Genomic DNA, 26,853 nt, shown 5'->3' on the forward strand with positions numbered 1-26,853 from the left:
TGTTCGCCCGTCTGACGAGCCGAGCAACGGAAAAACCTGATGGTGTTTCGGCGAGGACTGTCTGAGCGCGTAGCGCGAGTTCCGCAGCCGCCATCAGGTTTTGAGTAGCGCAGGGCACCGCGCATTTTTTGCGCGGCAAGGAATCGGGCATGTTTCTTTGGTACCTTTCTTTGCGCCAAAGAAAGGTACTCGCCCGCCGGGGCGAGACCCGGCAATCCATCAGGTTAGGAACTGTAGAATGTCTCGTCCCGTGTTAGTTGTGTTTGCATTCTTTCTGGGAACAATTCTCGGTTGGTACCTGTTGGTAGGTTTCTGCAGCATTCCTGGCATCGCATTTAGCAATGCATGCGGACACAACGCTTATCTGTGGCTACCTATATTTGTTCCAACCGGGATAGCGGCAGTTTGGTTTTTACTAAAGCGGTTGTTCTCGAAGCCTGCTCAAGTAAGACAAAGTGACAAGACGAGCTGAGATTAGCTATCTCGTTTGCCGTTACCCTTCGACAAGCTCAGGGCGAACGGCTTGTTTTGGGCTCGTCGCAAATATGGACGATGATGTTGCTGATCCTGCATTAAAGCACTGGATTCCCGCCTTCGCGGGAATGACGAACAATACGAAGCAAATTGCATTGGAAGTAAACCAAATGCGCAGAGCTGCAATTCCCCCACCCCAGCCCGCCCTGCCACCAACAGAGTTGGTGGCGTTCGAGAGGCAAATTCGTCAACCGTGACGAATTTGAAACCCCTCTCTTACCCCCCTTCATGGGAGGGAGTGGAAAACAAAAAGCCCCGCATTGCGGGGCTTTTTGCTGATACCAAAAACGCCAACCCGATTACGGGGTTTGCGATTCCGGCACCACATCCGCTACCGGAGCAGCGACCGGTGCAACCACCGGAGTAACGACCGGTGCAGCTTCGACCATTTTCGGCTTGCGCGGAGCGCGCGGCTTCTTCGGCTTGGCGGCGACCGGAGCGGCAGCGCCATCGACCGGAGCGGCCTTCTTGGCAGCGGTTTTCTTCGCGGCCGGCTTTTTGGCGGCGGCCTTCTTGGCTACCGGCTTGGCGGCTTTGGCCGGGGCGGCTTTCTTGGCAACCGCTTTCTTGGCGGCCGGCTTGGCAGCGGCTTTTTTCACCGTGGCTTTCTTGGCTACGGCTTTTTTGGCGGCTGGCTTGGCAGCTTTCGCGGCTTTGGCGGCTGGCTTGGCAGTTTTCTTGGCAGCGGCTTTTTTCGGCGCGGCTTTCTTCGCTACGGCTTTCTTGGCAGCTGGCTTGGCGGCTTTCGCGGCTTTGGCCGGAGCGGTTTTTTTGGCGGCAGCTTTCTTCGGCGCGGCTTTCTTGGCTACGGCCTTCTTGGCAGCCGGCTTGGCGGCTTTCGCGGCTTTGGCTGGCGCAGCTTTTTTGGCGGCGGCTTTCTTCGGTGCGGCTTTCTTGGCAGCTGCCTTGGCCGGTTTGGCGGCGGCTTTCTTTACGGCAGCAGCTTTGGTGGTTTTCTTGGCGGCTGCTTTTGCCGGTTTGGCGGCAGCAGCTTTGGCTTTTGCGGGTTTGGCTTTTGCAGCTTTTGCTTTAGCCGGTTTTTTTGCCTTTGCTTCCGAAGCAGCAGCTTCCGGAATCGGTTTCTTCGGTTTTGCCATGGTCGTTATTCCTGTCTTATAGAGGGAGAAGGGGGAACCTCGGATTGCGTCGACTGCAGTGCGCCAATGGGCGGCGCAATCCGAGGCTCCTGCACTTCAGCGCGAAAAATCGTCGAAATCGTCGCCGTTGTCAATTCTTCCTTGCGTCAGTCATCGGTTGCCGGTCGTACGTTTGCGTGCGCCGATTGCAAAAAACACCTCGACGTCATGTTGTTTTTGTTGTTGCAGGATGCGGCTATGCCGGTTTGATGATTTCTGAGCTGCACCGAATTGGCTATGTGATCGCGGCGTTGCAATGCGTGCCGCGACTGTCCGTTAAGCGGTTCTTGTGCTGTCCGACGATACCGGGTTTGGTCATGCCGATGGCGGCAAGGCGATGCGCCAGCGTGTGTGGACCGGATGCGTCGGGCCGGATGACATGAACCGGATGTCATGAGCCGGGTGACATGAACCGGGTGACTTAAACCGGACCGCAGCAACCGAGAATCCGGATCCAGACGTCAGGAACGAGTTTGGTTGGATTCGCGGAGGCGGACTGGCTGGCATTCGCCAGTCGCGATGAGTTGGGGTAATCAGGGTCTGGCCGTCAGAACGCGGTAGTCACAAACTGGCAGTCATAAACCGGCAGTCACATTCCAACGGTTTCTGTTTGGCTGTAGCTGGTTTGGTAGCCATAAAGCACGAATCAAAACCGGTGGTCATAATCTGGACGGTATAAACCGGACGGCTCGAACCAGACACCCCCTCAAGTCTTCAGGTCGAAGTCCGCCGTAATGGGTAGCCGGACCAAGGGCTGAACGAATCGCCACAGGACGTGCGATCTGACGACCGGTTACCATGATCACCTTCGGCAGAAATGAGATGGCGATGCGAAACAATGATGTGCAGGAGCACCTTATGACGTCGGTGAGTCCATCACCTTCATCAGTACAGCTGACGTTGTTCGGAACCTTGGGTTGTCATCTGTGCGAGCAGGCGCAGGACCTGTTACAGCCCATGCTGCAACAGCAGGGCTGGCAATTGTCGCTGTGTGACATCGCCGAGCAGGCCGACAGCGACCAGTTGATCAGCCGTTACGGACTGCGCATTCCGGTGCTGCAGTTCGCGGCAGCCGAGCTGGACTGGCCGTTCACGGCCGAGCAGGTGCAGGCCTGGGTATCACAGGCCGTGGTTTCCCACGGCCAGGCGTCGCAGCAGGCTGGTGGCTAGCACCGAGCAGGCATGCTGCACGGAAGCCCGCCATGACTGGCTCTGACGCACCGCAACAGGCGTTCAGCTTGACTCGAACAAGCGTTTGAACGTATGTTTCAAACACTCGTTTACATCGAAAACGGCCCGTCTGCCTGCCCATGACACTCGCGTCCAGCTCCAACGCGTCCACCCGCGACCGGATTATCGCGGCGGCGGAATACCTGTTCGCCGAGCGCGGCTTCGCCGAAACCTCGCTGCGGCTCATCACCTCCCGCGCCGACGTGAACCTGGCGTCGGTGAACTACCATTTCGGTTCCAAGAAAGATTTGATTCAGGCGGTGTTCGACCGCTTCATGGACCGGCTCACCGCCGAGCTGAAGCTTGAGCTGGCGGCGCTGCGTGAGCAGGGCGGCAAACCGACTGTTGAAGCGGTATTGACGACGTTTTTGCTGCCGCTGCAGGCGCTTGATCAGCTGGAGCCGAATGGCGCTGCCATTTTCATGCGTCTGCTCGGGCGGGCCTATGCCGAGACCCAAGGTCACTTGCGCCGGTTTGTGCTGGAGAAATACGGCCATGTGCTGGCTGAATTCACCCAGTCGCTGATGCAGGCACACCCGGAGTTGCCGCCGAACGAATTGTTCTGGCGGCTGCATTTCATGTTGGGCTCGCTGGTGTTCGCCATTGGCGGCAGCAATGCCCTCGGCGAAATTTCCGCCGCCGATTTCAATGAGGAAGTGGGTCTCAACGATGTTGTGGCCCGCTTGATTCCGTTTCTGGCCGGGGGCTTCAAAGCGCCCTTGGCCGTCGGGCTGGCGCCGTTGCGGCGCTGACTGATCCGATTGGCTGTTTTGCCCGTTTAGCTGTTGGAAGTCTGAGGAGATTGTGATGACGACGCTCATCCATTTGCTGGCCCTGGTAGTGGTCACCAGCACATTGTTATACGTTCGCAGCCGCTGGCTGACCGGCTTTGCCGTGCTCGGCGCCGTGCTGCTGGCTTGCAGCGTGGTGTTTGGTCCGTCCTGGACCAGTTGGGGCATTTACGCCGTGGCCTTGCTGCTGCTGGCGCCGAGCCCGCTGCGCAAATCGCTGATCTCCGGTCCGGCGCTGAAGCTGTTCCGGGTGGTGTTGCCGCCGATGACCACGACCGAACAGGAAGCGCTGGAAGCCGGCGATGTCTGGTGGGATGGTGATCTCTTTCAAGGCAATCCGGACTGGAACAAGCTGCTGGCGATTCCGAAGCCGGCACTGAGCGCAGAAGAGCAGTCCTTTGTCGATAACGAAACCGAGCAGCTGTGCAAGCTGGTCAATGATTTCGATGTCATGAACAAGGATCGCGATCTGACCCCGGAAGCTTGGGAGTACATCAAGAAGGCCGGATTCCTCGGCATGATCATTCCGAAGGAATACGGCGGCAAACAATTCTCGGCGCTGGCGCATTCGACCGTGGTTACCAAACTGGCGACCCGTTCCTGCACCGCCGCTGTCACCGTGATGGTGCCGAACTCACTCGGCCCCGGCGAACTGCTGTTGCATTACGGCACCAAGGAGCAGAAAGACTATTACCTGCCGCGCCTTGCCCGTGGCGAAGAAATTCCGTGCTTTGCCCTGACCTCGCCGGAAGCCGGCTCCGATGCCGGCGCCATTCCGGATAACGGCATCGTTTGCAAAGGCATGCACGACGGCAAAGAAGTCATCGGCATTCGGCTGACCTGGAACAAGCGCTACATCACGCTGGCTCCGGTTGCGACGCTGCTTGGCCTCGCGTTCAAGCTGTATGACCCGGACAAGTTGATTGGCAGCAAAGTCGATTACGGCATTACTTGCGCGCTGATCCCGACCAATCACCCGGGCGTTGAAGTGGGCCGTCGCCACCTGCCGATGGGCCAGGCCTTCATGAACGGCCCGACTACCGGCAAGGACGTGTTCATTCCGCTCGACTGGATCATCGGTGGCGTGCAGTACGCCGGCCAAGGCTGGCGCATGCTGGTCGAATGCCTGAGCGCCGGTCGCGGTATTTCCTTGCCGGCACTCGGCACCGCCACCTCGAAAGTCGCTTACCGGATGACCGGTGCCTATGCTCGCGTGCGCAAGCAATTCAAAACGCCGATCGGCAATTTCGAAGGCATTGAAGAAGCGATGGCGCGCATTGCCGGCCGCACCTACATGCTGGAAGCCGCGCGGCAGATGACCGTTGGTTCACTCGATCTGGGCGTCAAGCCGTCGGTGATCACCGCCATTGCCAAATATCACATGACCGAAATGGGCCGCTCCACCGCAACCGATGCGATGGACGTGCACGCCGGTCGCGGCGTCATCATGGGCCCGAACAATTATCTGGCCGCCGGTTACGTCAGCCAGCCGATTGCCATCACCGTCGAAGGCGCGAATATCCTGACCCGTAACCTGATGATCTTCGGTCAGGGCGCGGTCCGTTGCCATCCGTACGTGTACAAGGAAATGCAGGCGGCTGCGAATCCGAATCTGGCCGAAGGTCTGGCCCAGTTTGATCAGTTGCTGTTCAAGCACATTGCCTATGCTGCCGGCAATTTCGTTCGCACCCTGGTGCTGAGCGTCACCGCTGGTCGTGCTGCCAATGCGCCGACTTCGGGCGAAACCAAGCGTCATTTCGAACAGCTCTCGCGGTTCTCGGCGTCGCTGGCGCTGGTGTCGGATGTGTCGATGATGCTGCTCGGCGGCGATCTGAAGCGCAAAGAGCGCTTGAGCGCGCGGCTCGGTGACGTGCTGTCGAATCTGTACCTGGCCTCGACCGTGCTGAAGTACTACCACGATCAAGGCTGCCCGGCTTCAGATTTGCCGTACGTGCGCTGGTGCGTCCGCAATGCACTGTACGAGTGCGAAACCGCGTTCGTGCTGTTCTTCGCTAACATGCCGCATCGCTTCGCAGCACGCATTCTGAAGCGGGTGGTGTTGCCGTTTGGCAAACGCATTCGCAAGGCCAACGACAAGCTCGATCACCTGCTGGTCGCCGCGATGATGAAAGACAACGAGCTGCGTGATCGCATCACCAATCTGACCTATCTCGGTGACGCCGATCAGCCGATGGCGAAAATGGAAGCGGCCTTCAAAGCCGTGCTGGCCGCTGCCGACGCCGATCGCAAACTGGCCAAAGCGACCCGCAAAGGTGGTCTGAGCCTTGGCGAAGGTCCGAAGACCTACGAGGATCTGCTGCAGGCGGCAACGCAGGCCGGCCTTGTCAGCAGCGCCGAAGCCGAGCTGCTGCGCGAGGCGGAACGGCTGCGCAGCGAAGTGATTCAAGTCGATGCGTTTGCTCGCGGTCACTATGCCGTCAGCGCCATCGGTGGCGGTTCGCGCCGGCAGGATCTGGCGGCCTGATCCGGAAAAGGTTGTAGTGAGCCAAAAAAGGCGGACGCAAGTCCGCCTTTTTGTTTGTAGATGTACGGCTGCAACCGGCGCAAACAAAAGCAGGCCCGGCGAAACGCAAGCCGGGCAGCTGCGTTGACCGTTTGCGCGTAGCGGACCAGCAGTCAGGCTCGTGACGGGCGCCGGTCAGCTATGCTTTCCGGCACTGTTCTTGGCTGTTGACCGGCATGCCTGCATCGACTCCCTCTTATCGCCAGCCCCAGTACTGGCAGCGACTGCTGATTTACACCGTGGCCAATGCCGCGCTGGCGCTGTCCGGGCGTTTGTTGGCCGGGGTCGATGGCAATGTCGCGGCACTGTGGTTACCGGCCGGGCTCGATTTTGCCGTGCTCTGGCAGCTTGGCTGGCAATTCTGGCCGGGGGCGTTCATTGGTCCGCTGATCAACAGTTTGTTGCTCGGTCGCGACCTGCTGACCTCGATCGGTCTGGCGCTGTCGACCATGACCGCATCGCTCTGTGCCTATGGCGTGGCCCGGGTGCTGCTCGGCCGTGAACAACCGTTCAGCAGTCCGCGTCACGCGGTGATGTTTTCCGCATTGGTGGCGACGCTGCCGTATGCACTCGGCGCCGGGCTCGGCATGCTGGTGCTGGCGCTGACCGGCGCGGCGCCTGATGATGTGCTGACGGTGTTTCGCGCCTGGTGGTTGTCCGATATCGCCGCTATGCTGATGCTGGCGCCGCTGCTCATTTCGGTGATGCTGGCCAAAACGCAGTTGCAGCGGGGGCCGGCGCTGCACTGGGAACGCGAGCTGCTGATCGGCATCACCTTGCTGAGCTGCGTCGTGGTGTTTGCTGGCCGGGCCATTTATGAAGGCGACCCTGCCGCCGGGTATCTGCTGTTTCCGCCGGTGATGTGGGCGGCGCTCCGAATGGGCGCGCGGGAAACCTTCTTCACGGTGTTTGCGATCAATCTGGCCAGCATCATTGGCGTGACGTGGTGGTATCCGCAAGCCAGCGCTGAACGCAGCTTGCTGCTGCTCAATGTCCAGATCGCCAATATCGCGCTGGCGATCATTGCGTTGCTGCTGGTCGCGGCGATGCAGGCGCTGCGCGCGTCGCTCGCCGCGCAGCATCAGGCCCAGGACATGTTCCGTGGCGCCATTGAATATGCCGCCAGTGGCGTTGCCATTGTCAGTCTTGGCGGTCGGGTCGTGATGGCCAACCGTGCGCTCTGCGACATGTTCGGCTATGCCGGTCATGAGTTGGTCGGCCGTCGCTACGCCGAGTTGGTCCATCCCGATGAGCGCGAGCAGAGCGTCAGCAACATTGCCCGGATGGCTTCAGGTGAGCTGACGCATTTTCAGGCACGCAAACGTTTTCTGATGCGCGATGGCAAGCCGTTCTGGGTGTTGATCACCGTCACCCTGATGCGCGATGACAGCGGCCAGCCGTTGCATTTCATCGGCCACGTCCAGAACATCGATCAGTTCAAGCAAATGGAAGAAGCGCTGGCCGAAAGCGAAGCCCGTTTTCGTTCATTGGCCGACACCGCGCCGATCGGCATTTACCAGCTCGATCTGCAAGGCAATGCCCTGTACGCCAACCCGCGTTGGTCGGCAATGTCCGGTTATCCGTTTGAAACCTCGAAAGGACTGGCGTGGTTGGACACCCTGCATCCGGAAGATCGGGAACGGGCTCGCGCCCATTTTCGCGCCGCCCGCACCGAAGGTCTGGGGGCGAGCTTTGAGTTTCGTTTTGTTCAGCCGAGTGGTCGCATCGTCTGGTGCATGACCCGGATCAGTCCGCTGTTTGATCGCGACGGCGTGCTGCGTGGCTATGTCGGCAGCAATGAAGATATCACCGAGCGCCGGCTGGCCGAGCAGGCCATCCGCGAACTCAATGAATCGCTGGAGCAGCAGGTGCAGCAGCGCACCGAGCAACTGGCCGCCACCAATCGCGAACTGGAAGCCTTCACCTGGTCGGTGTCACATGACATGCGGGCGCCGCTGCGCGCCATCGACGGTTTTGTCAGTGCATTGAACGAAGAAGAAAACGCCCGGCTCAGCCCGCAAGGCAAACATTATCTGGAGCGCATACGCACCGGTGTCGCCCGTCTCGGTGAACTCATCAATGCTTTCCTGCAGCTGTCGCGCTTGAGTTCCGGCGAGCTGAAAAAAACACCGGTGGACTTGTCGGCGCTGGCAGCAGACATTCTCGCTGAGCTCGCTGCAGCCGAGCCGAGCCGGCAGGTTCACTGCGACATCGAGCCGCATCTGCAGCGACAGGCCGATGCCCAGCAAATGCGCATTCTGCTGACCAATCTGCTCGGCAATGCCTGGAAGTTCACCGGCAAAACCGAGGCTGCCGCCATTCGCTTTTTCGCCAGCGAACAAGACGGTCAAACGGTATTTCACGTGCAGGACAACGGCGCCGGTTTTGCCATGACCGATGCCGACAAACTGTTCACGCCGTTTCAGCGCCTGCACAGCCAGAGTGAGTTCGAAGGCACCGGCATCGGCCTCGCCACCTGCCGGCGCATTGTCCAGCGTCACGGCGGCCAGTTGACTGTCAGCGCTGAGCTCGGGCGGGGCGCGACGTTCTCATTTACCCTGCCGTCATGATGCGTGGCAAGCTGGCATGGCTAGCGAACAGCCGCGTTCACTGAATCCGCGAGTTGTGCTCCGGTTGGTGTCAGCGGCCAACTCAATCCAGCGTCCGTCGGTATTTCTTGACGCCTATCGCCATCACAATCAAGCCGAATATCGCCAGCGCCAACAGCTCCCGACTGACTTCCGGAAGACTGTTGCCTTTCAGCAAGATGCCGCGAACGATGCGCAGGAAATGCGTCAGCGGCAGGACTTCGCCTATCAGTTGCGCCCAGTGCGGCATGCCGCGAAACGGGAACATGAAGCCGGACAGCAGCAGTGAGGGCAGAAAGAAGAAGAACGTCATCTGCATCGCTTGGGTCTGGTTACGTGCGGCCGAGGAAATGGTGATGCCGACTGCCAGATTGGCCAAAATGAACAGCAAGATACAGCCGAGCAGCAGGGTAATGCTGCCAATAATTGGCACCTTAAAAATGAAATGCGCCGCCAGCAAAATCACCACGACCTGGATATAGCCGACAAAAATATACGGCACGATTTTGCCGAGCATCACTTCCAGCGCCTGCAGCGGCATGGCCAACAGCGCTTCCATGGTGCCGCGCTCGGCTTCCTTGGTGATGGCGAGCGAGGTCATCATGATCATGGTCATGGTCAGGATCACGCCCATTAAGCCCGGCACGATGTTGTATTGGGTGATGCCTTCCGGGTTGTAGCGCTTGTGCAGGCGTATGTCGAATGGCGGTGGCGTGGCATTGAGTTTTGCCAGCGGTCCGCGCAGATCATCGCGCAGCACGGTGCTGGTTAGCGCGTTCAGCGCGGCGACGGCATTGCCGGTGGCTGCCGGATCGGTTGCATCAGCGGTAACGAGTAATGCCGGCCTTTCGCCGCGCAGCAGTTGCCGGGAAAAATCGCTCGGGATTTCAATGACGAACTGGACGTCGCCATGCTTGATCAACTCGTCGGCATCGGCCCGCCGGGTGACCGTTTCGGTGATGACAAAATAACGGCTGTTCTGCATCGCCGCGATCATGCTGCGGCTGAACGGGCTGTCATCCTGATTCAGTACGGCGGTTGGCAGATGCTTGGGGTCGGAGTTGATGGCGAAGCCAAACAAGGTCAGCTGGATGATGGGAATGCCGACCATCATCGCGAAGGTCAGCCGATCGCGCCGCATCTGGATAAACTCCTTGCGGATAATGGCGACGAAGCGTGACCAGTTGAACAGTTTCATGTGCGCTCCGTTGGCAGCGTTTGCGATTGTCGCTGTTCTGGCGGTCGCTGTTCCGACTGGCGCTGAAGCGCGATGAAGACATCCTCCAGCCGCGCTTTGGTCAGTTTCAGCGCCAGCGCATGCGTGGTTGCAAACTGGGTGATTGCGGGTTCGGCCAGCGCCGCGTCGGCCGCGCACACATGCAGCAGGTTACCGAACGGCGCGACTTGGCTAACGCCGGGCAGACAACGGATTTCGCTCAGCAGCCGAACGTCAGGTGGCGATTGCATTTCCCAGGTCGGTTGGCCAAAGCGCTGCACCAGTTCTTCTGGTGAACCGTCGGCGAGCAGCACGCCGGCACTGATGTAAGCGAGCCGGTGACAGCGCTCGGCTTCATCCATGTAATGGGTGCTGACCAGCACCGTGATGCCTTCGGCGCTGAGCAGATGGATCTGTTCCCAGAATTCGCGCCGGGCATTCGGGTCCACCGCTGCTGTCGGTTCGTCAAGCAGCAACAGTTCCGGCTGGTGCAGTAGGCAAGCGGCCAGCGCCAGCCGCTGTTTCCAGCCGCCGGAAAGCGTGCCGGCGAGTTGTTTGGCACGGTCAGCGAGGCCGATGCGATGCAGCGTTTCATTGACCCGTTCGCTGATCCGGTCCATGCCGTAAACGTCGGCAACAAATTGCAGATTTTCGGCCACGGTCAGATCTTCATAGAGACTGAAGCGTTGGGTCATGTAACCCACGCGCCGTTTGATTTCAGCGCTTTGCTGGCGGATATCGAATCCCAGGCAACTGCCGACGCCTTCATCTGGCGTCAGCAAGCCACAGAGCATGCGCAGCGTGGTGGTTTTACCGCTGCCGTTTGGGCCGAGAAAACCGAAGATCTCGCCGCGGCGAATATGTAACGACATGGCCTGCACGGCGGTGCGTTCAGCAAAACGTTTTTGCAAACCGCTGACATCGATGACGGTGTCGCCATGTCGGCTCGTTCTGGCGATTGCCGGGCTTGAGGTCATGCGCGTGGTCCGTTGTCGGTGCGGTTCATTGCCAGAGCACGTCAACCGGTTGGCCCGGATGCAGCTCACTGTTTTCTTTCAAGGGCCAGGCTTCGGCGCGGAAGACCAGCTCGGCACGGTTGTCGCGGTTGAACAGCACCGGCGGCGTGTATTCGATTTGATCCGAGACAAAGCGGACTTCGGCGTCGATATCCGCAGCGCAGCCGTCGCAGTGCAGTTTCACTTTGCTGCCGGGGCTTAGTTTGCTGCGCAGCGCCTGCGGCACATAGAAGCGTACTTTCAGTGCGTCAGCCGGTAGCAAGACGATGACCGGCTGGCCGGCGCTGATGTATTCGCCGGGCTCAAACAAGGTGTCCTGAATGCGGCCGGCAACTGGCGCGCTCAGCGACTTCTGCGCCAGTTTCCAGCGCGCCTGCGCTAGCTGCGCGTCGATGGCAGCGGCTTGCGCTTCGGCAGCGCGGATCTCATCACTGCGGGCACCCAGCCGGGCCACGCGCAAACGGGCACTGGCTTCCTGATCGCGGGCCAGATCGCGATCGAGTTGGGTGCGGGCGGCATCGAGTTGATCGGTGCTGGCGAGCTTTTGTTCGGCGAGTTTTTTCGCCCGTTGCCACTGCGCCTGACTCAAGCTGAGCTGGGCTTTCGCCTGCTCGGCCTGCGCGCGCAGCACGGCCACTTCATCCGGTCGTTGTCCGGCGCGCAAATTGGCGACCAGCGCCTGTTGCTGGTTGTGCTGCGCTTCGAGCCGGGCCACGTCGTCGGATTCCGGCGCCGGGTCGAGTGCGAACAGGGTCGTGCCGACACTGACCGACTCGCCGCGTTTGACGTTCAGCTGCTGCAGGCTGCCCGCCACCGGGCTGGCCAGATAGCGGTATTCGGCTTCGGCGTAGCCTTGCAGGGGCGTTGGCGTGCCGGGGCCGCAACCGGTCAGGGCAAGCAGCGGCGGGATTGCCAGCAGCGTCAGCAATCTGACGGAACCGGTGCGGGTCATGGGGCGTCTCCGGAAGGCGTAACGGGGGAAATGGGGCTGGCCGGGGTGTGGGTCTGGTCGAGGGGCTGGTCGCTGGTCTGGTCAAGAGTCCGGTCGTGGACCGGCCCACGGGCCCGGATGGCTTGCAGGCCAGCCAGGCTGAAGGCGCTGATATGACGGGCAAGGCCATCGATATCGACCGGGCTGTACAGGCCGGGAAACAGCCGGCTGAGCGCTGGCTGCGCGAACAGATAAACAAAGCACTGGCCAAGGGTGCTGAGCGTGCATTGCCGTATGCACTCCGGGCTGTGGCCGGGGCCGAGAATCTCGCTGATCAGCGTCGCCATCTGGCCAAATTGCGGCCGGCTGACCGTCTCAACCAACCGGTCCAGCGCCGGGCCCGGGTTGGCCAGCTCCTGGGCCAGCAGGCGGCCGAGCAGGGCGCTTTCTTCGTTGGAGAAAAAGCGGGACAGCATGTGGCGCACCATCAGATACAACCGGTCCTCCTGACTGGCCGGAACCGATGCCGGAGCGGTGAGCGGGAAGCGAGTAACCGCTTCGCCGGCAAGGCGCTCCAATACGGCCAGATAGAGCTCATCCTTGCCGCCGAAGTGGTAGTGGATGGCAGAAATCGGGGTGCCGGCCTCGGCGGCCAGCTCACGCAGTTTGACGGCGCCCTGACCATGGCGGGCAAAGACCCGGGCACCGGCGCGCAGCAGGTTGTCACGGGTGTTTTGGCTACGGGGGTCGGAGGCGGCTGCAGTCATTGGGGTCGCTTGCTTGGAGGCGTACTCGAGATTCGTTTTCGAAAATACATTTCGAAAATAATTTCGAAATGTAGCGAAAGCCTATCACGGCCGCAAAATGGCTACCAGATCGGCTGAAAGAATTTGGCGTCTCTAAAGCGGAGACTTTTAGAATTTGTCTTTATATGTACGATCGTACGGTTCCGGCTCGTCGCCAAGTGCTTGATTTGCCAGCGCCAAACCCCCACCACCCGGTAAAGGGCCTGTCAAAACCTCCCCCTATACTGCTGGCGTGGGGCCAGTCGCCTCGCTCGTTACCAGCATCGGGAACCGTTTTGATGATGTCGCGTCGAAGCTTCCATCGTGCTGGTAATACTTCGGAAGTGTCTCCAGTCGCTAGCTGAGTTGTGTTGCTTACGTTGTGTTCTTTCGCTGCATTTGCAGCATGTTCTGTCCGCAGTGTTGTGCAATGTTTTTTATGCAGTTGTGTTCTCTGTATGTAGGGGTAGTTAAGTAGGGTTAGTGAAGTCTCCTGGTGTGTTGTGCTCCTTAGTAAGTTGTTCTCAGTGTGAGATAAGTCGCCCGGCCTGATCTGTCCAATCCGGGCTTTTTTTTATCTGGCGTTTATGCCCGTCCGGAAAACAGAAAACCCGCCAATCGGCGGGTTTTCTGTTTTATCGGCAATCACTACCGCGGCGAAACCATCAGTGGAAGCTGGGCAGCAAACTGGCCGGCACCAGATCATTGAGTGCGCCGTTGACCAGCCGGGTGGCGGCTTCGATATCGGGCGCGAAATAACGGTCCTTGTCATAGAACGGCACCACGGCGCGCAACCGCGCATGAGCCTTGCCAAGCTCCGCCGAGGTTTTCAGCGGCGCCCGGAAGTCGACACCCTGCGCTGCGGCGAGCAATTCGACGGCGACGATGCCGGCGGTGTTCTGCGACATGTCGTGCAGGCGCCGGGCGGCGAAGGTCGCCATCGAGACGTGATCTTCCTGATTGGCCGAGGTCGGTAAGCTGTCGACCGAGGCCGGATGGGCGTAGGTTTTGTTTTCGCTGGCGAGCGCCGCAGCGGTGACCTGCGCGATCATGAAGCCGCTGTTGACGCCTCCATCCTTAACCAGGAACGGCGGCAGACCGGACAGATGCTTGTCCATCAGCAGGGCAATGCGGCGTTCACTGAGTGCGCCGATCTCAGCAATGACAATTGCCAGCAGGTCGGCAGACATCGCGACCGGCTCAGCGTGGAAATTGCCGCCGGACAGAATGTCGCCATCATCAGCAAACACCAGCGGGTTGTCTGACACGGCATTGGCTTCGGTTAGCAACACCGAGGCAGCAAAACGCAGATGATCGAGCGCGGCACCCATCACTTGCGGTTGGCAGCGCAGCGAGTACGGGTCTTGCACCTTGCTGCAGTCTTCATGCGAGGCGCGAATCGGCGAGTCCTTCAGCAACTGCCGATAGGCCGCCGCGACTTCACGCTGGCCGGCATGCCCACGAACGGCATGAATGCGATCATCAAACGGCACATCGGAACCGAGTGCCGCATCAACCGACAACGCGCCGGCAACGACGGCAGCGGCGAACACATCTTCGGCTTCAAACAAGCCAGCCAGTGCCAGTGCGGTCGAACATTGGGTGCCGTTCAGTAGCGCCAGACCTTCTTTCGGGCCGAGTTCGATCGGTTCCAGACCGGCGATGGCCAAGGCCCGTTCAGCGCTCATCAGTTCGCCTTCGTAACGGACATTGCCGACGCCGATCATCGCGGCGCTCATATGCGCCAGCGGCGCCAAATCACCCGACGCACCGACCGAACCCTTGGCCGGAATGCACGGATAGATCTGTTCATTCAGCATGGCAATCAGCAGATTGATGGTTTCGCGGCGAACGCCGGAATGGCCACGAGCCAGCGACGACAGCTTCAACACCATCAACACGCGCACAACTTCATCACGCAGCAACTCGCCAACGCCAACTGCGTGCGACAGCACCAGCGACTCCTGCAGCAACTTCAGTTTGTCGCTCGGAATGCGGGTCGAGGCGAGCAGACCAAAACCGGTGTTGATGCCGTAGACGGTCTGGTTGTCGCGGATGATTTTGGCAACGGTTTCCGCAGCGGCATCGATGGCCTTGTAGCAAGCCGGGTCGAGCGTGATTTCGTGATGGCCTTTGAACAGCGCGCGCAGATTGGCGAGCGTCAGCTGGCCGGGATGCAGGGTGAATTTCTTGCTCATGGTCTTGCTCTCGGTGCGTATGGTTTTGTAGGAGCGGCCTTGGCCGCGATTGTTGTCGGACAAGAAAGCCATCGCGGCCAAGGCCGCTCCTACAGGGTTCGTTTTTTAGCCGGTGATCATCGGCAGGTTCAGGCCTTTTGCTTTCGCGCAGTTCACGGCGATGTCGTAACCGGCATCGGCGTGGCGCATGACGCCAGTGCCTGGATCGTTCCAGAGCACGCGGCCAACGCGTTTGGCCGCGTCATCACTGCCATCGCAGACAATGACAACACCGCTGTGTTGCGAGAAGCCCATGCCGACACCGCCACCGTGGTGCAGCGACACCCAGGTCGCGCCGCCGGCAGTGTTCAAGAGCGCATTCAGCAGCGGCCAATCCGACACTGCATCGCTGCCATCCTGCATGGCTTCGGTTTCACGGTTTGGTGACGACACCGAACCGGAGTCGAGGTGATCGCGGCCGATGACGATCGGCGCTTTCAGTTCGCCGTTGCGGACCATTTCATTGAACGCCAGGCCGAGCCGATGACGATCACCCAAGCCAACCCAGCAAATGCGCGCCGGCAGGCCCTGGAACGCAATGCGCTCGCGCGCCATGTCGAGCCAGTTGTGCAAGTGCGGATTGTCCGGAATCAGCTCTTTGACTTTCTGATCGGTCTTGTAAATGTCTTCCGGATCGCCCGACAGCGCGACCCAGCGGAACGGACCAATGCCTTCGCAGAACAGTGGACGAATGTAAGCGGGGACAAAGCCGGGGAAATCGAAAGCGTTCTTGACGCCTTCTTCCAGCGCGACCTGACGGATATTGTTGCCGTAGTCGACGGTCGGAATACCTTGCTTGAAGAAATCGAGCATGGCCTGTACTTGCACGGCCATCGATTTCTTTGCTTCGCGAATGACGCGCTGTGGGTCGCTGACGCGCAGATCTTTGGCCTGTGCCAAGCTCCAGCCAATCGGCAGGTAACCGTTCAGCGGATCGTGTGCCGAGGTTTGGTCGGTGACCATGTCCGGTTTGATGCCACGACGAACCAACTCCGGAAACACTTCGGCGGCGTTGCCAAGCAGACCCACCGAAATCGCTGTGCCGTCGGCGCAAGCCTTGTTAATCATTGCCAGCGCTTCATCGAGCGTCTTGGCTTTGAAATCGACATAACGGGTGCGCAAGCGCATGTCGATGCGGGTTTCATCGCACTCGACAGCGAGCATCGAGGCGCCAGCCATGGTCGCGGCGAGCGGCTGTGCGCCGCCCATGCCACCGAGGCCGCCGGTCAGCACCCATTTGCCTTTCAGGCTGCCACCGAAATGCTTCTTGCCCATCGCGACAAAGGTTTCGTAAGTGCCTTGCACGATGCCTTGCGAGCCGATGTAAATCCACGAACCGGCGGTCATCTGGCCGTACATCATCAGGCCTTTTTTATCGAGCTCGTGAAAGTGATTCCAGTTGGCCCAATGCGGCACCAGATTCGAGTTGGCGAGCAGCACGCGAGGGGCGTCTTTGTGAGTCGGGAACACGCCGACCGGTTTGCCGCTCTGGATCAACAGCGTCTGATCGTCGTCGAGGTTTTTCAGGGTTTCGACAATCTTGTCGTAGCACTGCCAGTTGCGCGCGGCGCGGCCAATGCCGCCGTACACCACCAATGCTTGTGGGTTTTCCGCCACATCCGGATCGAGGTTGTTCATCAGCATCCGAAGTGCGGCTTCGGTCAGCCAGCTCTTGCAGGTTTTCTCGCTGCCACGCGGCGCGCGAATCACGCGACTGGCATCAAAACGGGGATCGCTCATACGTGAATCTCCTCGATAGGTAGGGGTGCGGTCGAGCCAGCGCCAATGCGGCCGGCAAGACGATAACGGGTGCCCGGGTGATACAAGGTGGCGTAACTGATCGGTGTGTTGCCGGACCAGGTGGTGCGATGCACGACCAGACAGGCTTCGACTTCCGACAACTGCAGCAGGCGTTTCTGTTTCAGATCCGGCAGATGAGCTTCGATGACGTGTTCAGCGGCGGTCAGCGGCGCGATGCGGGAAAGATAGACGTTGGGCGTTTCGCGGGTGAAATCCTGACGCAAATATTCCGGCACCGCGTTGGGATTGACCCAGCGATCTTCCAGCTGCACCGGCAGCTTGTTTTCCAGATGCAGGATGATCGAGTGGAAGGCGGTGGCTTTTTCTGCCAGGCCGAACAGCGCGGCCACTTTCGGCGGCGGCACTTCCGCCAGCAAGGTCTTGACCACGTTGCCGTAGTGCTGGCCGAGCGCGCGCACCTCGTCGGCGATGTTGCGCACTTCAACAAACGAGGCCTGCATCTTCGGCGGCGAAACAAAGGTGCCCTTGCCCTGGACGCGATAAAGCACGCCGGCTTCGGTCAATTCTTCCAGCGCCCGCCGCGCGGTCATCCGCGACACCGAGCACAACTCGACCAGCTCGTTTTCTGACGGCACTTGGGCATCGACTGGCCAATTACCGGCGGCGATGCCTTCGCTCAGGTACTGAATAACCGACTGATAACGGCGCTGGCTCATGGGTTGGGTCCGCTGGGGCGCTGCGCATCCGGCTCGCCGGCGCTTGTTTGCTTGTATATACAAGATATACTAGCCACCTGTGCGCGGCAATACCCCGCCGTCTGGCCCGACTGGTGTCAGTTCGGGCTGACGCGGCTGGCTCCGGCTAGTACGATCGCGCTAAATCAACCGCAGGCCTGTCCCCACCATGACCGCTACCTACACGCTGACCCAGGGCCGTTTGCCGCTGCTGATTTCGATGCCACACAACGGCCAGCAAATTCCGGCCGACATCGCCGCAACCATGCAGCCATTCGCGACTTCGGTGCCGGATACCGACTGGTTTCTCGACCGCTTGTATGGCTTCTCTGCTGAGCTTGGCGTCAGCGTGCTGAATCCGTTTTACTCGCGCTATGTCATCGATCTGAACCGCGCACCGGACGGTGCCGTACTCTATGCCGGCGCCAACAATACCGAGCTGTGCCCGACCAGCGCGTTTGATCTGCGGCCGTTGTACCGCGAAGGCCAGCAGCCGAACGAAGCCGAAATCGCCCGTCGTATCGAACGTTATTGGCAGCTGTATCATCAGGCGCTGCAGCAGGAGTTGGCGCGGCTCAAAGCCAAACACGGTTACGCGATTCTGTTTGAAGCACACTCGATTCGCTCGCAAGTGCCGCGCTTTTTTGACGGTCAGTTGCCGGACATCAATTTTGGCACTGCCGATGGTGCCAGCTGCGCGAAAGCGGTGGAAGAAGCGATCATGGCAGTACCGACCGGCCGCTACCGGCGCGTGCTCAACGGTCGCTTCAAGGGCGGCTATATCACCCGGCACTACGGTCAACCGGGGCAGGGCGTGCACGCGCTGCAGCTGGAGCTGGCGCAGCTCAATTACGTCGATGAAAATACCTTCATCTGGCGACCGGAACAGGCCGCGCAAATCCAGCCGGTACTGTGGCGGATCTTGGATGCGTTGCTGAATATTGCGCCGGCGGAATTGAGGGGCTGAGCCGACAGCTGCAATGGCGACAGCTAAAGCCAGTAAAGAGCGAGAAAAAGAACCAAAACAGCACACACTGACCGGGACGGTCAGTCCCGAGTCAGATCCGGAGCGGGTCGCGGTGGAGTCGAATCGTTTGATCGCTATTCCCGGTTATCGCATTGTCCGGCCGCTCGGTCAGGGGGGCATGGCGACAGTTTATCTGGCGGTGCAAGAGAGTTTCGAGCGCGAAGTCGCGCTGAAAATCATGGCGCCGGAATTGCTGCAGGCCGATCCGTCATACGCCGAGCGCTTTCTGCGCGAGGCACGCATCGTTGCCAGATTGATCGACCCGCATATCGTCACCGTTCACGATGTTGGCGTCAGCAATGGCTTGCACTATCTGGCCATGGAATACATTCCCGGCGACGATCTGCGCAAGCACCGGCAACACTTGAGTCTCGCGCAGGCGCTCGGCGTGCTGAAACAAATCGCCCAGGCACTCGAACACGCCCATCTTCAGGGCTATGTCCATCGCGATATCAAGCCGGAAAATATTCTGATCCATCGCCAGAGCGGCCGCGCCGTGCTGACCGACTTCGGTATCGCCCGGCCGCTCGGTGCCGACGACGACAGCCAGCAATTCGGCGGCACCATTGGCACGCCGGCCTTCATGAGTCCGGAACAGGCGCTCGGTCAGGTCATCGATCACCGTAGTGATTTGTACAGCCTTGGTGTGGTTTGCTATTTCCTGTTGACTGGCAAAGTACCTTTTGCCGGCGATGCCCCGGCCATTGTCGGCATGAAGCACGCGCTCGATCCGGTGCCGCGCTTGCCGGCGCCGCTTGCGCTGTGCCAACCGCTGATCGACACCGCGCTGGCCAAACATCCCAATCAGCGTTACCAGACCGGCGCCGAATTCGCTGCCGCCATTGATGCGCTGTTATCGCTGTTGCAACCTGAGCACGATCAGTTCTGGCGCGCGACCGCGCTCACCACCGACACCGCCTACGAACGCACCCGACTGGTCGGTGCGCAGGCAACGCAGCTTCCGGTCAGTGATTCCGCTGCGGCCTCTTTGGAAACGAGTTCCGCGCGAGCGCCATTGTCGGCATCGGTAACGACAGTAACGCCGGCAGCGTCAAAACGGAGCGGTTCCGTATCGCAAAACTCTGTAGCGACAGGTACGTCTGCGACAGGCAGGCCGGCTACACATACAACAACCACAGGTAACGCAGCACACGCAGCCAGCATTGCCGAAAAACTGGCGCCGGCGCTTGCCGCGCTGCAGCGTGTAGGCCGCGTGTTATGGCGGTGGCTGGGCATCGCCGCAGCGATGCTCGGGCGGGTATTGCGCCGCGCGGCAGTCATTGCCGTTGCGCTGTGGCGGCGCTGGTTTCCGGTGGTCAGCGCCGCGCTGGTCCGGCTGGCGAGCCGCGGCATGCAACAGCTCCGCCGCCTGGCACAGCATCTGTGGACGCATCGCGCCGACCGCCGCACCCAGTTGCAAACCGGTGCAGTCGTGCTCGCCTTGCTGCTGGGCTTCTGGTTGCTGCACACGCCGGACTGGAGTACTTCAAGTGCGCGCCAAGCCTATCGCGAAGGTGAACTCAGTAAAGCCGAATACGAGGTGATTCTGAAGCAACTGAAAGCCGAGCATCAGGCTCGGTTGGACGCCTTGCGACGTGAGTTTCAGCAGCAGGACCTGACCCGCGAGGAATACCTGCAAAAGGTCAAGGAAGCCAAACAGGATTACACCGGGGTTGAGGATTGTGGCAGTTGGCTCGGCTGTTGAGTCGGTAAGTATTGCCGGCTTGAATGCGGGGCAGTAGATGTATGGTGCAATGCATTGCACCGCATGGTCCGGTAGTTATTTGTCAAGGGGAAGTGAGCATTCGGCGCAACGCATTGCGCCCTACGCTTGCTAGCCATTAAGTGCCGCGATTAACAAATCTCCATGTTTTACTTCTGGAGCAACTCCTGCTAGATGAACCTCTGCCGTCATGCTAATCGGTAGCTCTGATATTTCTCTACGATATGCAATTATTCTTGAGACAGTCAGTTTAAATTCGTGCGTCCATGCACCATCTCTGCTCTTGACTCCAGTAAATTCTTGGCCGGCAAGAACATGTCCACTGCTGCAAACGCCACGTACAATAAGCCCTCCTTTTAGTGGGATGGCTTCGCTTACGAGAAATTCAGTGGTTGCTGCCATGTGGATTCCGTATTAGTTCATGTAGGGCGGAACACCCGCAGGGTTTTCCGCCGAAAGTTGCGTTATCGACGCGCACCGAACGTGTTGCAGAGAGACATGCGGCGGAAACGCTTCGCGGTTCCGCCCTGCGCTGTGCTGATGAGTTGCAGTGATGTGGTTGGGCCCGCTATGAACTCAACGATAACTCTGATACTCGCCACCCGCACAGCGACCGACACAAGGGTTGTCACCAAAACGGTAACTCAATTCGGCCGGGTGGTCGATGGCGAACACGGCGAAGTCGGCGCGTTTGTTCAGTTCGAGTGTGCCGATTTCGGCTGCCATGCCGAGTGCGCGGGCGCCGTTGACGGTGATGCCGCGCAGCGCCTCCAATGGCGTTAGCCGGAACAGAGTGCAGGCCATGTTCAGCATCAGCAGCAGCGAGTGCGTGGGCGAGGTGCCGGGGTTGCTGTCGGTGGCGAGCGCCATCGGGACGCCGTGTTCACGCAAGCTCGCAATCGGCGGCAATTTGGTTTCGCGCAAATAATAAAACGCGCCGGGCAGCAAGACGGCGGCGGTGCCGCTGCCGGTCAAGGCCGGTACGTCGGCCGGGTCGAGGTATTCGATGTGGTCAACCGACAGCGCGCCAAGCGCGGCGGCAAGTCGGGCGCCTTTCAGATCGGATAATTGCTCGGCGTGGATCTTGATGGCGAGGCCGGCGGCTTTGGCCGCGACCAGCATTTTCCGGCTTTGCTCCAGATTGAAGCCGATGCCTTCGCAAAAGACATCCACCGCATCGGCCAGTTGCTCACTGACCACCAGCGGCAACAGCGTTTGACAGAGAAAGTCGATGTAATCATCCGGGCGGCCGGCGAATTCCGGCGGCAGGGCATGGGCGCCGAGGAAAGTGCGTTGCACGGTCAGCGGCAGTTCACGGCCGAGCCGGGTGGCGACCCGCAGCAGTTTCAGTTCGCTGTCTTGATCAAGGCCGTAGCCGGATTTGATCTCGACGGTGGTGACGCCTTCGCGCATCAGGCGGTTGGCGCGCGTGGCGGCGAGCGCAAACAGGCTGTCTTCGCTGGCCGCCCGACTGGCTTTGACGGTGGACATGATGCCGCCACCGGCCTTGGCGATATCGGCGTAGCTGGCGCCGTTCAAGCGCGCTTCAAATTCATTGCCGCGATGGCCGGCGTAAACCAGATGGGTGTGGCAGTCGACCAGTCCGGGTGTGACCAGTGCGCCTTGCAGATCAATGCGATGACTGGAGTTGACTGGGCAGTCGCGACGAGCGCCAATCCAGGCAATGCGATCTTTGCGCACCCAGATGGCGGCATCGGGGATCAGGCCATAGTCGTCGCCTGCCATGGTGCAAACCGTGCAATTGACGAACAGTTGTTCGGTGCTGGTCATCAGAAACTCCACAAGAAAATGTCGCCGTGCGCTCGCCGACTCCGGCATGGTCAGGATTGTAACGCTGGCCATGATGCCGGGTACAATGCCGGCACTGTTGCAATGTGTCGACGAGACGTTGGCGATGTGCCAGCAAAGCGTCGGCTATGTATCTGCAAAGCGGCGCAGGCCGAGGCCAGGAGTCACCATGAAGACGTTGTTTGCCGAGCGGGCCTTGCTAGCTGGCGGCTGGGCGCGTGATGTACAGGTTGCCATTGCCGATGACGGACGTATTGCGAGGGTCGAGACCGGTGTCACGGCGGCCGCGGATGCTGAGCGCCTGCATGGCCCTTTGCTGCCGGGACTGACCAATCTGCATTCGCATGCGTTTCAGCGGGCGATGGCCGGCTTGACCGAATACCGCGCCAACCCCGCCGACAGTTTCTGGACCTGGCGTGATTTGATGTATCGCTTTGCTGCCATGTTGCAGCCGGAGCATTTGCAGGCGGTTGCCGCGCAGCTGTATGTCGAGATGCTGAAGGCGGGCTATACCGGCGTCTGCGAATTTCATTACCTGCATCACGATGTCGATGGCAAACCCTATGCCGATCCGGCGGAGATGTCCTGGCAGATTGTCGCAGCCGCCGAACAAACCGGCATTGCGCTGACCCATTTGCCGGTTTTGTACCGTTACGGCGGCTTTGGTCCGCAACCGGCGAAAGACGGGCAAAAACGATTTTTGCATGACAGCGATGCCTACGCGGCATTGCTGCAGCGCCTGCACAAAAAATTGACCGATCCTCGACACCGGCTGGGCATTGCGCCGCACAGCTTGCGCGCGGTGACGCCAGAACTGCTGACCGAAGCGCTGACCGCCATCCATGCGCTCGACCAGCAGGCGCCGGTGCACATTCACATCGCCGAACAAACGTTGGAAGTCGACGATTGCCTTCGCCACACCGGACAGCGGCCAGTGGCGTATCTGTTTGATCAGTTACCGGTGGATGCACATTGGTGTCTGGTTCATGCCACCCATCTCGATGATCGCGAATTGCAGTTGCTGGCGCAGAGCGGTGCGGTCGCCGGCATTTGCACGACCACCGAAGCCAATCTCGGCGACGGGTTTTTCCGCATGCACGAATATCTGGCCGCCGGCGGTGTGTTCGGAGTGGGGTCCGATAGCCATATTTCGGTGTCGGCGGTCGAAGAATTGCGCTGGCTGGAATACGGCCAGCGTTTGCTCAAGCGCGAGCGCGCCGTGCTAGGTAATGCCGAGGTCAGCGTTGGCCGTCGACTCTACGACGGCGCTTTGCGCGGTGGCGCGCGTGCAGCCGGCCGTCAGGCGGGTGCGATTGCGACCGGCCAGATCGCGGATCTCATTGTCCTGCAAGCGGATGTACGCGATGAGCGACGCGCAGCCATGGGAACCGGTGACGCCGTCCTCGATAGCTGGTTGTTTGCCAGCAACGATAATCGCGTGCGTGACGTGATGGTGCAGGGGCGCTGGTGCATCCGCGATGGCCATCATGCCGCTGAAGAACGCATCGCCAGTGCCTACCAGCAGACCATGCGACAACTGTTGGCCTGAGCTGCAGCCATGAGCGCGTGGACGATTCGTATGGCCGTTCGGGTGTTAACCCGTTGATGGTTGCCGGTTGTCGTTCAGCCAGCGTTGCAGACAGTTGAGCAGGGTTTCGCGGCTGATCGGTTTGGCCAGGTAATCGTCCATGCCGGCGGCAAGGCAGCGTTCGCGATCACCTTCCATGGCGTTGGCGGTCAAGGCCACAACGGTGGTTCGACGGCGATTGTCGAGCTCCAGTCGGCGCAGCCGGCGCGTGGTTTCAAAACCATCGAGCGTGGGCATCTGACAATCCATCAGGATCAGGTCGTAGTCTTGCTGGCTGCAACGCGCCAGTGCCTGTTCACCTTCCGAGGCGGTATCCACGGCAATGCCGAGATGCTGCAACATGCCTTTGATCACGGTTTGATTGACGATGTTGTCTTCGACCAGCAGCACCTTGCCGCTCAGGCTCGGCCGCGCGGTTTCGGTGCTGGGCGCGACGCTTGCGCTACTCGGCAGGCGATAACTGAACGGCAGCAATACCGTGAACACCGAGCCGACGCCCGGCGCACTTTTTACCCGCAGTTCGCCGCGCATCAGCTGCACCAGTTGCTTGCAGATGGACAAGCCCAAACCGGTGCCACCGTGACGACGGGTGGTGGAGCCGTCGGCCTGGGTGAACGCATCGAAAATCAGCGATTGTTTGTCTTCCGGAATGCCGATGCCGGTGTCTTCGACTTGCAGCGTCAACAGCAATTGCTGGGTCGATTCCGTTGCCAGCATGGCTCGCACCCGAACGTGGCCTTGTTCGGTGAACTTGACCGCATTGCCGACCAGATTGACCAAGACCTGGCGCAGCCGGGTCGGGTCGCCGAGCAGCTCGATGCGGCGATCCTCGCCGGCAAATTCCAGCTTCAGTTCAATCTGCTTCAGTCGCACCTCGTTGTGGAACGCGCTGAGGCTGCGCCGGATCAGCTGTTCCGGATCAAACCAGATTTGCTCCAGCGTCAGCTTGCCGTCTTCAATTTTGGAAAAGTCGAGAATGTCGTTGATGACCCGCAGCAGATGCTCGGTCGATTCACTGGCGGTGTTGACGAATTCGCTTTGCTCCTGATTGAGCGGCGTTTCATGCAGCAGTTGCAGCATGCCAAGCGTGCCGTTCATCGGCGTGCGCAGTTCGTGGCTGACATTGGCCAGAAACTGGCTCTTGGCGCGGTTGGCGGCCTCGGCGGCTTCGCGCGCGCGCAGCAGGCCCTGCATGTGTTCCTGCTCGGCGTGGCGGGCGGCAGCGAGACCTTCGGCCATGGCGTTGACGTCGGCTTCCAGCATGCCGATTTCGCCACCGGAGCGCTGTGGTACCCGCACGGCAAAGCTGCCGTCCTTGATCCGGCGCAGCGTTTGCGACAGCCGCTGAATCGGCACGCTGATCGAACGGCTGATGAACAAGGCAATCAGAAATGACACCAGCAGCGCGATGCAACCCAGAATGAAGGCGACTCGCAACACTTCGCGCTGGCGCTGCTGAATCTGTTCATCGGACAAGCCGACGGTGACCGTGCCGATTCGCTCGCGACTGGTGCTGTGGTGATCGCCGGCCAGCGCCAGTGCATCGTCGAGCGTGTCGAGCGGAATTTCCTGCTGGTAGATCGGCGCGTTGAAGGTAAACACTTGCCGCTCGCCGTTGGCGACCGGCTTCTGGCGGAAGATCAGCGTGGTGTTGGCGGTGTTGTCGATGCGGGCGAACAGCACATCGGGTTCGGCCAGCACGGCATCGATGAGATTGGTCAGCTGAGCGCTGTCGCCGACCACCACGCCGTACTCGGCTGCTGGCGCCAACTGCTTGGCCATCAGTTCGCCGCGCCGCTGCAATTGCTGCTCGATGTCGTCGAGCCGGGCCGACACAAAATACGCGGTCAGCAAAATGAATGTTGCCAGCGTGGGCAACACGCCGAGCACGGCGGTGCGGCTGCGGATCGACCATCTATTCACGATCGACTCCGGCTTTTTCGTCGGCCTTGGCCAGATCATGCAGGATGCGCAGCAGCGCCTCGTTGTCCGGCAGATGGATGTTCAGCGAGCGTGCGACATCGGCGTTGACGTTGACGTCGAAATAGCGGGCATAACCGGGCGGCGGCAGCTTCATTACGGTGCTGCTGCGGGTTTCGTTACCACGGGCGTCGTTACTGCGGATGTCGTCGCTGCGCAGCGGTTGCAGCATTTCGCTGACTTGCTGGGCGATGTGCTGGACGCTGCTGAACGTGGTCGCCAGGCTGCCGGCCTTGACGAAGGCCGGTGAACTGCCGATGACGACTTTTTCCTGCCGGTAAGCGGCGGTCAGAATGGTCTTGATGGTGTAACGGTTGTACAGCGCGGCGTTGGCGCTGGCGAGCAGCATGTCGCTCTGGCCAATGACGCTGACCAGTGTTGCTGGCAATTCGGCATCGGCGGCTACCGGCTGGGCCACCAGCTTGACGTTGAGTTTCTCGGCGGTGGCGATCAAGGCTGGCAGTTGGCCGGCTTCGCTGAGTTGATACAGATAACCGACGCTGGTCATGCCCGGCAGCAACAATTCGGCGAGTTCGATTTGCCGGCGCGCCGGCGGGTCCTGATAGATGGCACTGAGTGGGCGGCCACTGCGCTGCAGCGCCGGTTGCAGTTGCTCAAATTGTTGCCGACTCAGCAGTACGCAAAGCATGGCGGCGCGCGGCGGTTTGCCAGCGAGCAGCGCGGTGGAATCGCCGCCGGCGGCGATGATCAGATCGACATCTTGCAGCGAGGCAGGCGGTTCGCCGGTGGTCCAGTTGCGGCTGTCGTGCGGTTCAAGCTTGATGTTTTGGCTGCGCAGCTGCGGCGTCAGCGCTTCGGCGAATTGCTGGAAGACTTCCTGACTGCCGTTGTAGACCAGCGCCACCCGCAGTTCTGCGGCATGAGCCGTGTCAGGGCGCAGCATCAGTGCTGTCAGCACCATCAGGATGGTCAGCAACCGCATGGCGATCAATATCTGCGCGCGCGGCACCTGCGCACGCGGCAACGGCTCACAGACTCCCTGCGCAAGGAACCTATGCGCAAAAAACAACACGCCGAGCCGTCGCAATGGCCAACGCAGCATGGTCAGCATGTCGGTGCCGACAGCGGGAGGAAGTGGGCGGCGCGGGCTTTGATCGACAGCATTCCTTTGCAAGCGCCTCAGTGATGGGTCAACGACAGGTCTGGGAGCCGTTGCCGGCCAATCGGCAGGCGATCAGCGGCGAACGGGCCTACAACAACCAGCTGCCATCTTAATCATGGC

Annotated in this window: 19 protein-coding genes; 7 read left to right on the forward strand and 12 right to left on the reverse strand. The window is 60.3% G+C overall.

The window, feature by feature from the left end:
• Window positions 1–833: 833 nt before the first annotated feature.
• Window positions 834–1,631: a poly(3-hydroxyalkanoate) granule-associated protein PhaF gene (locus HPT27_RS17340; RefSeq protein ID WP_211198091.1), complete on the reverse strand. Its 798-nt coding sequence runs from the start codon at window positions 1,629–1,631 to the stop codon at window positions 834–836.
• Between the two features lie 897 nt (window positions 1,632–2,528).
• Between HPT27_RS17340 and HPT27_RS17345 the strand changes: the two genes are divergently transcribed.
• The 4 genes from HPT27_RS17345 (at window position 2,529) to HPT27_RS17360 (ending at window position 8,785) form a co-directional block, all read left to right on the forward strand.
• Window positions 2,529–2,840 (forward strand): glutaredoxin family protein, encoded by a 312-nt coding sequence (locus tag HPT27_RS17345; protein WP_172246122.1) that lies wholly within the window; start codon window positions 2,529–2,531, stop codon window positions 2,838–2,840.
• Between the two features lie 140 nt (window positions 2,841–2,980).
• The gene (locus HPT27_RS17350; protein ID WP_172246124.1) at window positions 2,981–3,652 is read left to right on the forward strand and encodes a TetR/AcrR family transcriptional regulator; all 672 of its coding nucleotides are present in this window, start codon (window positions 2,981–2,983) and stop codon (window positions 3,650–3,652) included.
• A gap of 55 nt (window positions 3,653–3,707) precedes the next feature.
• Complete coding sequence (locus tag HPT27_RS17355; protein WP_172246126.1) at window positions 3,708–6,176, forward strand: acyl-CoA dehydrogenase; 2,469 nt, start codon at window positions 3,708–3,710, stop codon at window positions 6,174–6,176.
• A 215-nt stretch (window positions 6,177–6,391) separates the two neighbouring features.
• Window positions 6,392–8,785 (forward strand): PAS domain S-box protein, encoded by a 2,394-nt coding sequence (locus HPT27_RS17360; protein WP_172246128.1) that lies wholly within the window; start codon window positions 6,392–6,394, stop codon window positions 8,783–8,785.
• Window positions 8,786–8,867: 82 nt separating this feature from the next.
• Here HPT27_RS17360 and HPT27_RS17365 read toward each other — a convergent pair whose 3' ends face one another.
• From HPT27_RS17365 to hutC, 7 genes are all read right to left on the reverse strand, one after another.
• Window positions 8,868–10,001: an ABC transporter permease gene (locus tag HPT27_RS17365; protein WP_172246130.1), complete on the reverse strand. Its 1,134-nt coding sequence runs from the start codon at window positions 9,999–10,001 to the stop codon at window positions 8,868–8,870.
• Window positions 9,998–10,996 (reverse strand): ABC transporter ATP-binding protein, encoded by a 999-nt coding sequence (locus tag HPT27_RS17370; protein ID WP_172246132.1) that lies wholly within the window; start codon window positions 10,994–10,996, stop codon window positions 9,998–10,000. Before HPT27_RS17370 ends, HPT27_RS17365 begins: the two co-directional genes overlap by 4 nt.
• 25 nt (window positions 10,997–11,021) lie before the next feature.
• Window positions 11,022–11,987 (reverse strand): HlyD family secretion protein, encoded by a 966-nt coding sequence (locus tag HPT27_RS17375; RefSeq protein ID WP_172246134.1) that lies wholly within the window; start codon window positions 11,985–11,987, stop codon window positions 11,022–11,024.
• Complete coding sequence (locus HPT27_RS17380; RefSeq protein ID WP_172246136.1) at window positions 11,984–12,733, reverse strand: CerR family C-terminal domain-containing protein; 750 nt, start codon at window positions 12,731–12,733, stop codon at window positions 11,984–11,986. Before HPT27_RS17380 ends, HPT27_RS17375 begins: the two co-directional genes overlap by 4 nt.
• 683 nt (window positions 12,734–13,416) lie before the next feature.
• Window positions 13,417–14,949 carry a histidine ammonia-lyase gene (hutH, locus tag HPT27_RS17385; protein WP_172246416.1) on the reverse strand — a complete coding sequence of 511 codons (1,533 nt, stop codon included), beginning with the start codon at window positions 14,947–14,949 and terminating at the stop codon, window positions 13,417–13,419.
• Window positions 14,950–15,054: 105 nt separating this feature from the next.
• Window positions 15,055–16,728 (reverse strand): urocanate hydratase, encoded by a 1,674-nt coding sequence (gene hutU, locus HPT27_RS17390; RefSeq protein WP_172246138.1) that lies wholly within the window; start codon window positions 16,726–16,728, stop codon window positions 15,055–15,057.
• The gene (gene hutC / locus HPT27_RS17395; RefSeq protein WP_235951088.1) at window positions 16,725–17,465 is read right to left on the reverse strand and encodes a histidine utilization repressor; all 741 of its coding nucleotides are present in this window, start codon (window positions 17,463–17,465) and stop codon (window positions 16,725–16,727) included. Before hutC ends, hutU begins: the two co-directional genes overlap by 4 nt.
• Window positions 17,466–17,652: 187 nt before the next feature.
• Here hutC and hutG point away from each other — a divergent pair, with 187 nt between their 5' ends.
• Window positions 17,653–18,450 carry an N-formylglutamate deformylase gene (hutG, locus tag HPT27_RS17400; RefSeq protein WP_172246140.1) on the forward strand — a complete coding sequence of 266 codons (798 nt, stop codon included), beginning with the start codon at window positions 17,653–17,655 and terminating at the stop codon, window positions 18,448–18,450.
• A 13-nt stretch (window positions 18,451–18,463) separates the two neighbouring features.
• Window positions 18,464–20,215 carry a serine/threonine-protein kinase gene (locus HPT27_RS17405; protein WP_172246142.1) on the forward strand — a complete coding sequence of 584 codons (1,752 nt, stop codon included), beginning with the start codon at window positions 18,464–18,466 and terminating at the stop codon, window positions 20,213–20,215.
• A gap of 129 nt (window positions 20,216–20,344) precedes the next feature.
• Here HPT27_RS17405 and HPT27_RS17410 read toward each other — a convergent pair whose 3' ends face one another.
• Together HPT27_RS17410 and hutI are read right to left on the reverse strand one after the other, a co-directional pair.
• Window positions 20,345–20,635: a hypothetical protein gene (locus HPT27_RS17410; RefSeq protein ID WP_172246144.1), complete on the reverse strand. Its 291-nt coding sequence runs from the start codon at window positions 20,633–20,635 to the stop codon at window positions 20,345–20,347.
• Window positions 20,636–20,809: 174 nt separating this feature from the next.
• The gene (hutI, locus tag HPT27_RS17415) at window positions 20,810–22,024 is read right to left on the reverse strand and encodes an imidazolonepropionase (RefSeq protein ID WP_172246146.1); all 1,215 of its coding nucleotides are present in this window, start codon (window positions 22,022–22,024) and stop codon (window positions 20,810–20,812) included.
• Between the two features lie 187 nt (window positions 22,025–22,211).
• Here hutI and HPT27_RS17420 point away from each other — a divergent pair, with 187 nt between their 5' ends.
• Window positions 22,212–23,591: a formimidoylglutamate deiminase gene (locus tag HPT27_RS17420; RefSeq protein WP_172246148.1), complete on the forward strand. Its 1,380-nt coding sequence runs from the start codon at window positions 22,212–22,214 to the stop codon at window positions 23,589–23,591.
• A gap of 45 nt (window positions 23,592–23,636) precedes the next feature.
• Here HPT27_RS17420 and HPT27_RS17425 read toward each other — a convergent pair whose 3' ends face one another.
• Both HPT27_RS17425 and HPT27_RS17430 read right to left on the reverse strand, forming a co-directional pair.
• Window positions 23,637–25,553: an ATP-binding protein gene (locus tag HPT27_RS17425; RefSeq protein WP_172246150.1), complete on the reverse strand. Its 1,917-nt coding sequence runs from the start codon at window positions 25,551–25,553 to the stop codon at window positions 23,637–23,639.
• Entirely contained in the window at window positions 25,546–26,595 is a 1,050-nt protein-coding gene (locus HPT27_RS17430) for an ABC transporter substrate-binding protein (protein ID WP_172246152.1), read from the reverse strand. Before HPT27_RS17430 ends, HPT27_RS17425 begins: the two co-directional genes overlap by 8 nt.
• Window positions 26,596–26,853: the final 258 nt, after the last annotated feature.

It is taken from the genome of Permianibacter fluminis, assembly GCF_013179735.1.
Lineage (GTDB): Bacteria > Pseudomonadota > Gammaproteobacteria > Enterobacterales > Permianibacteraceae > Permianibacter > Permianibacter fluminis.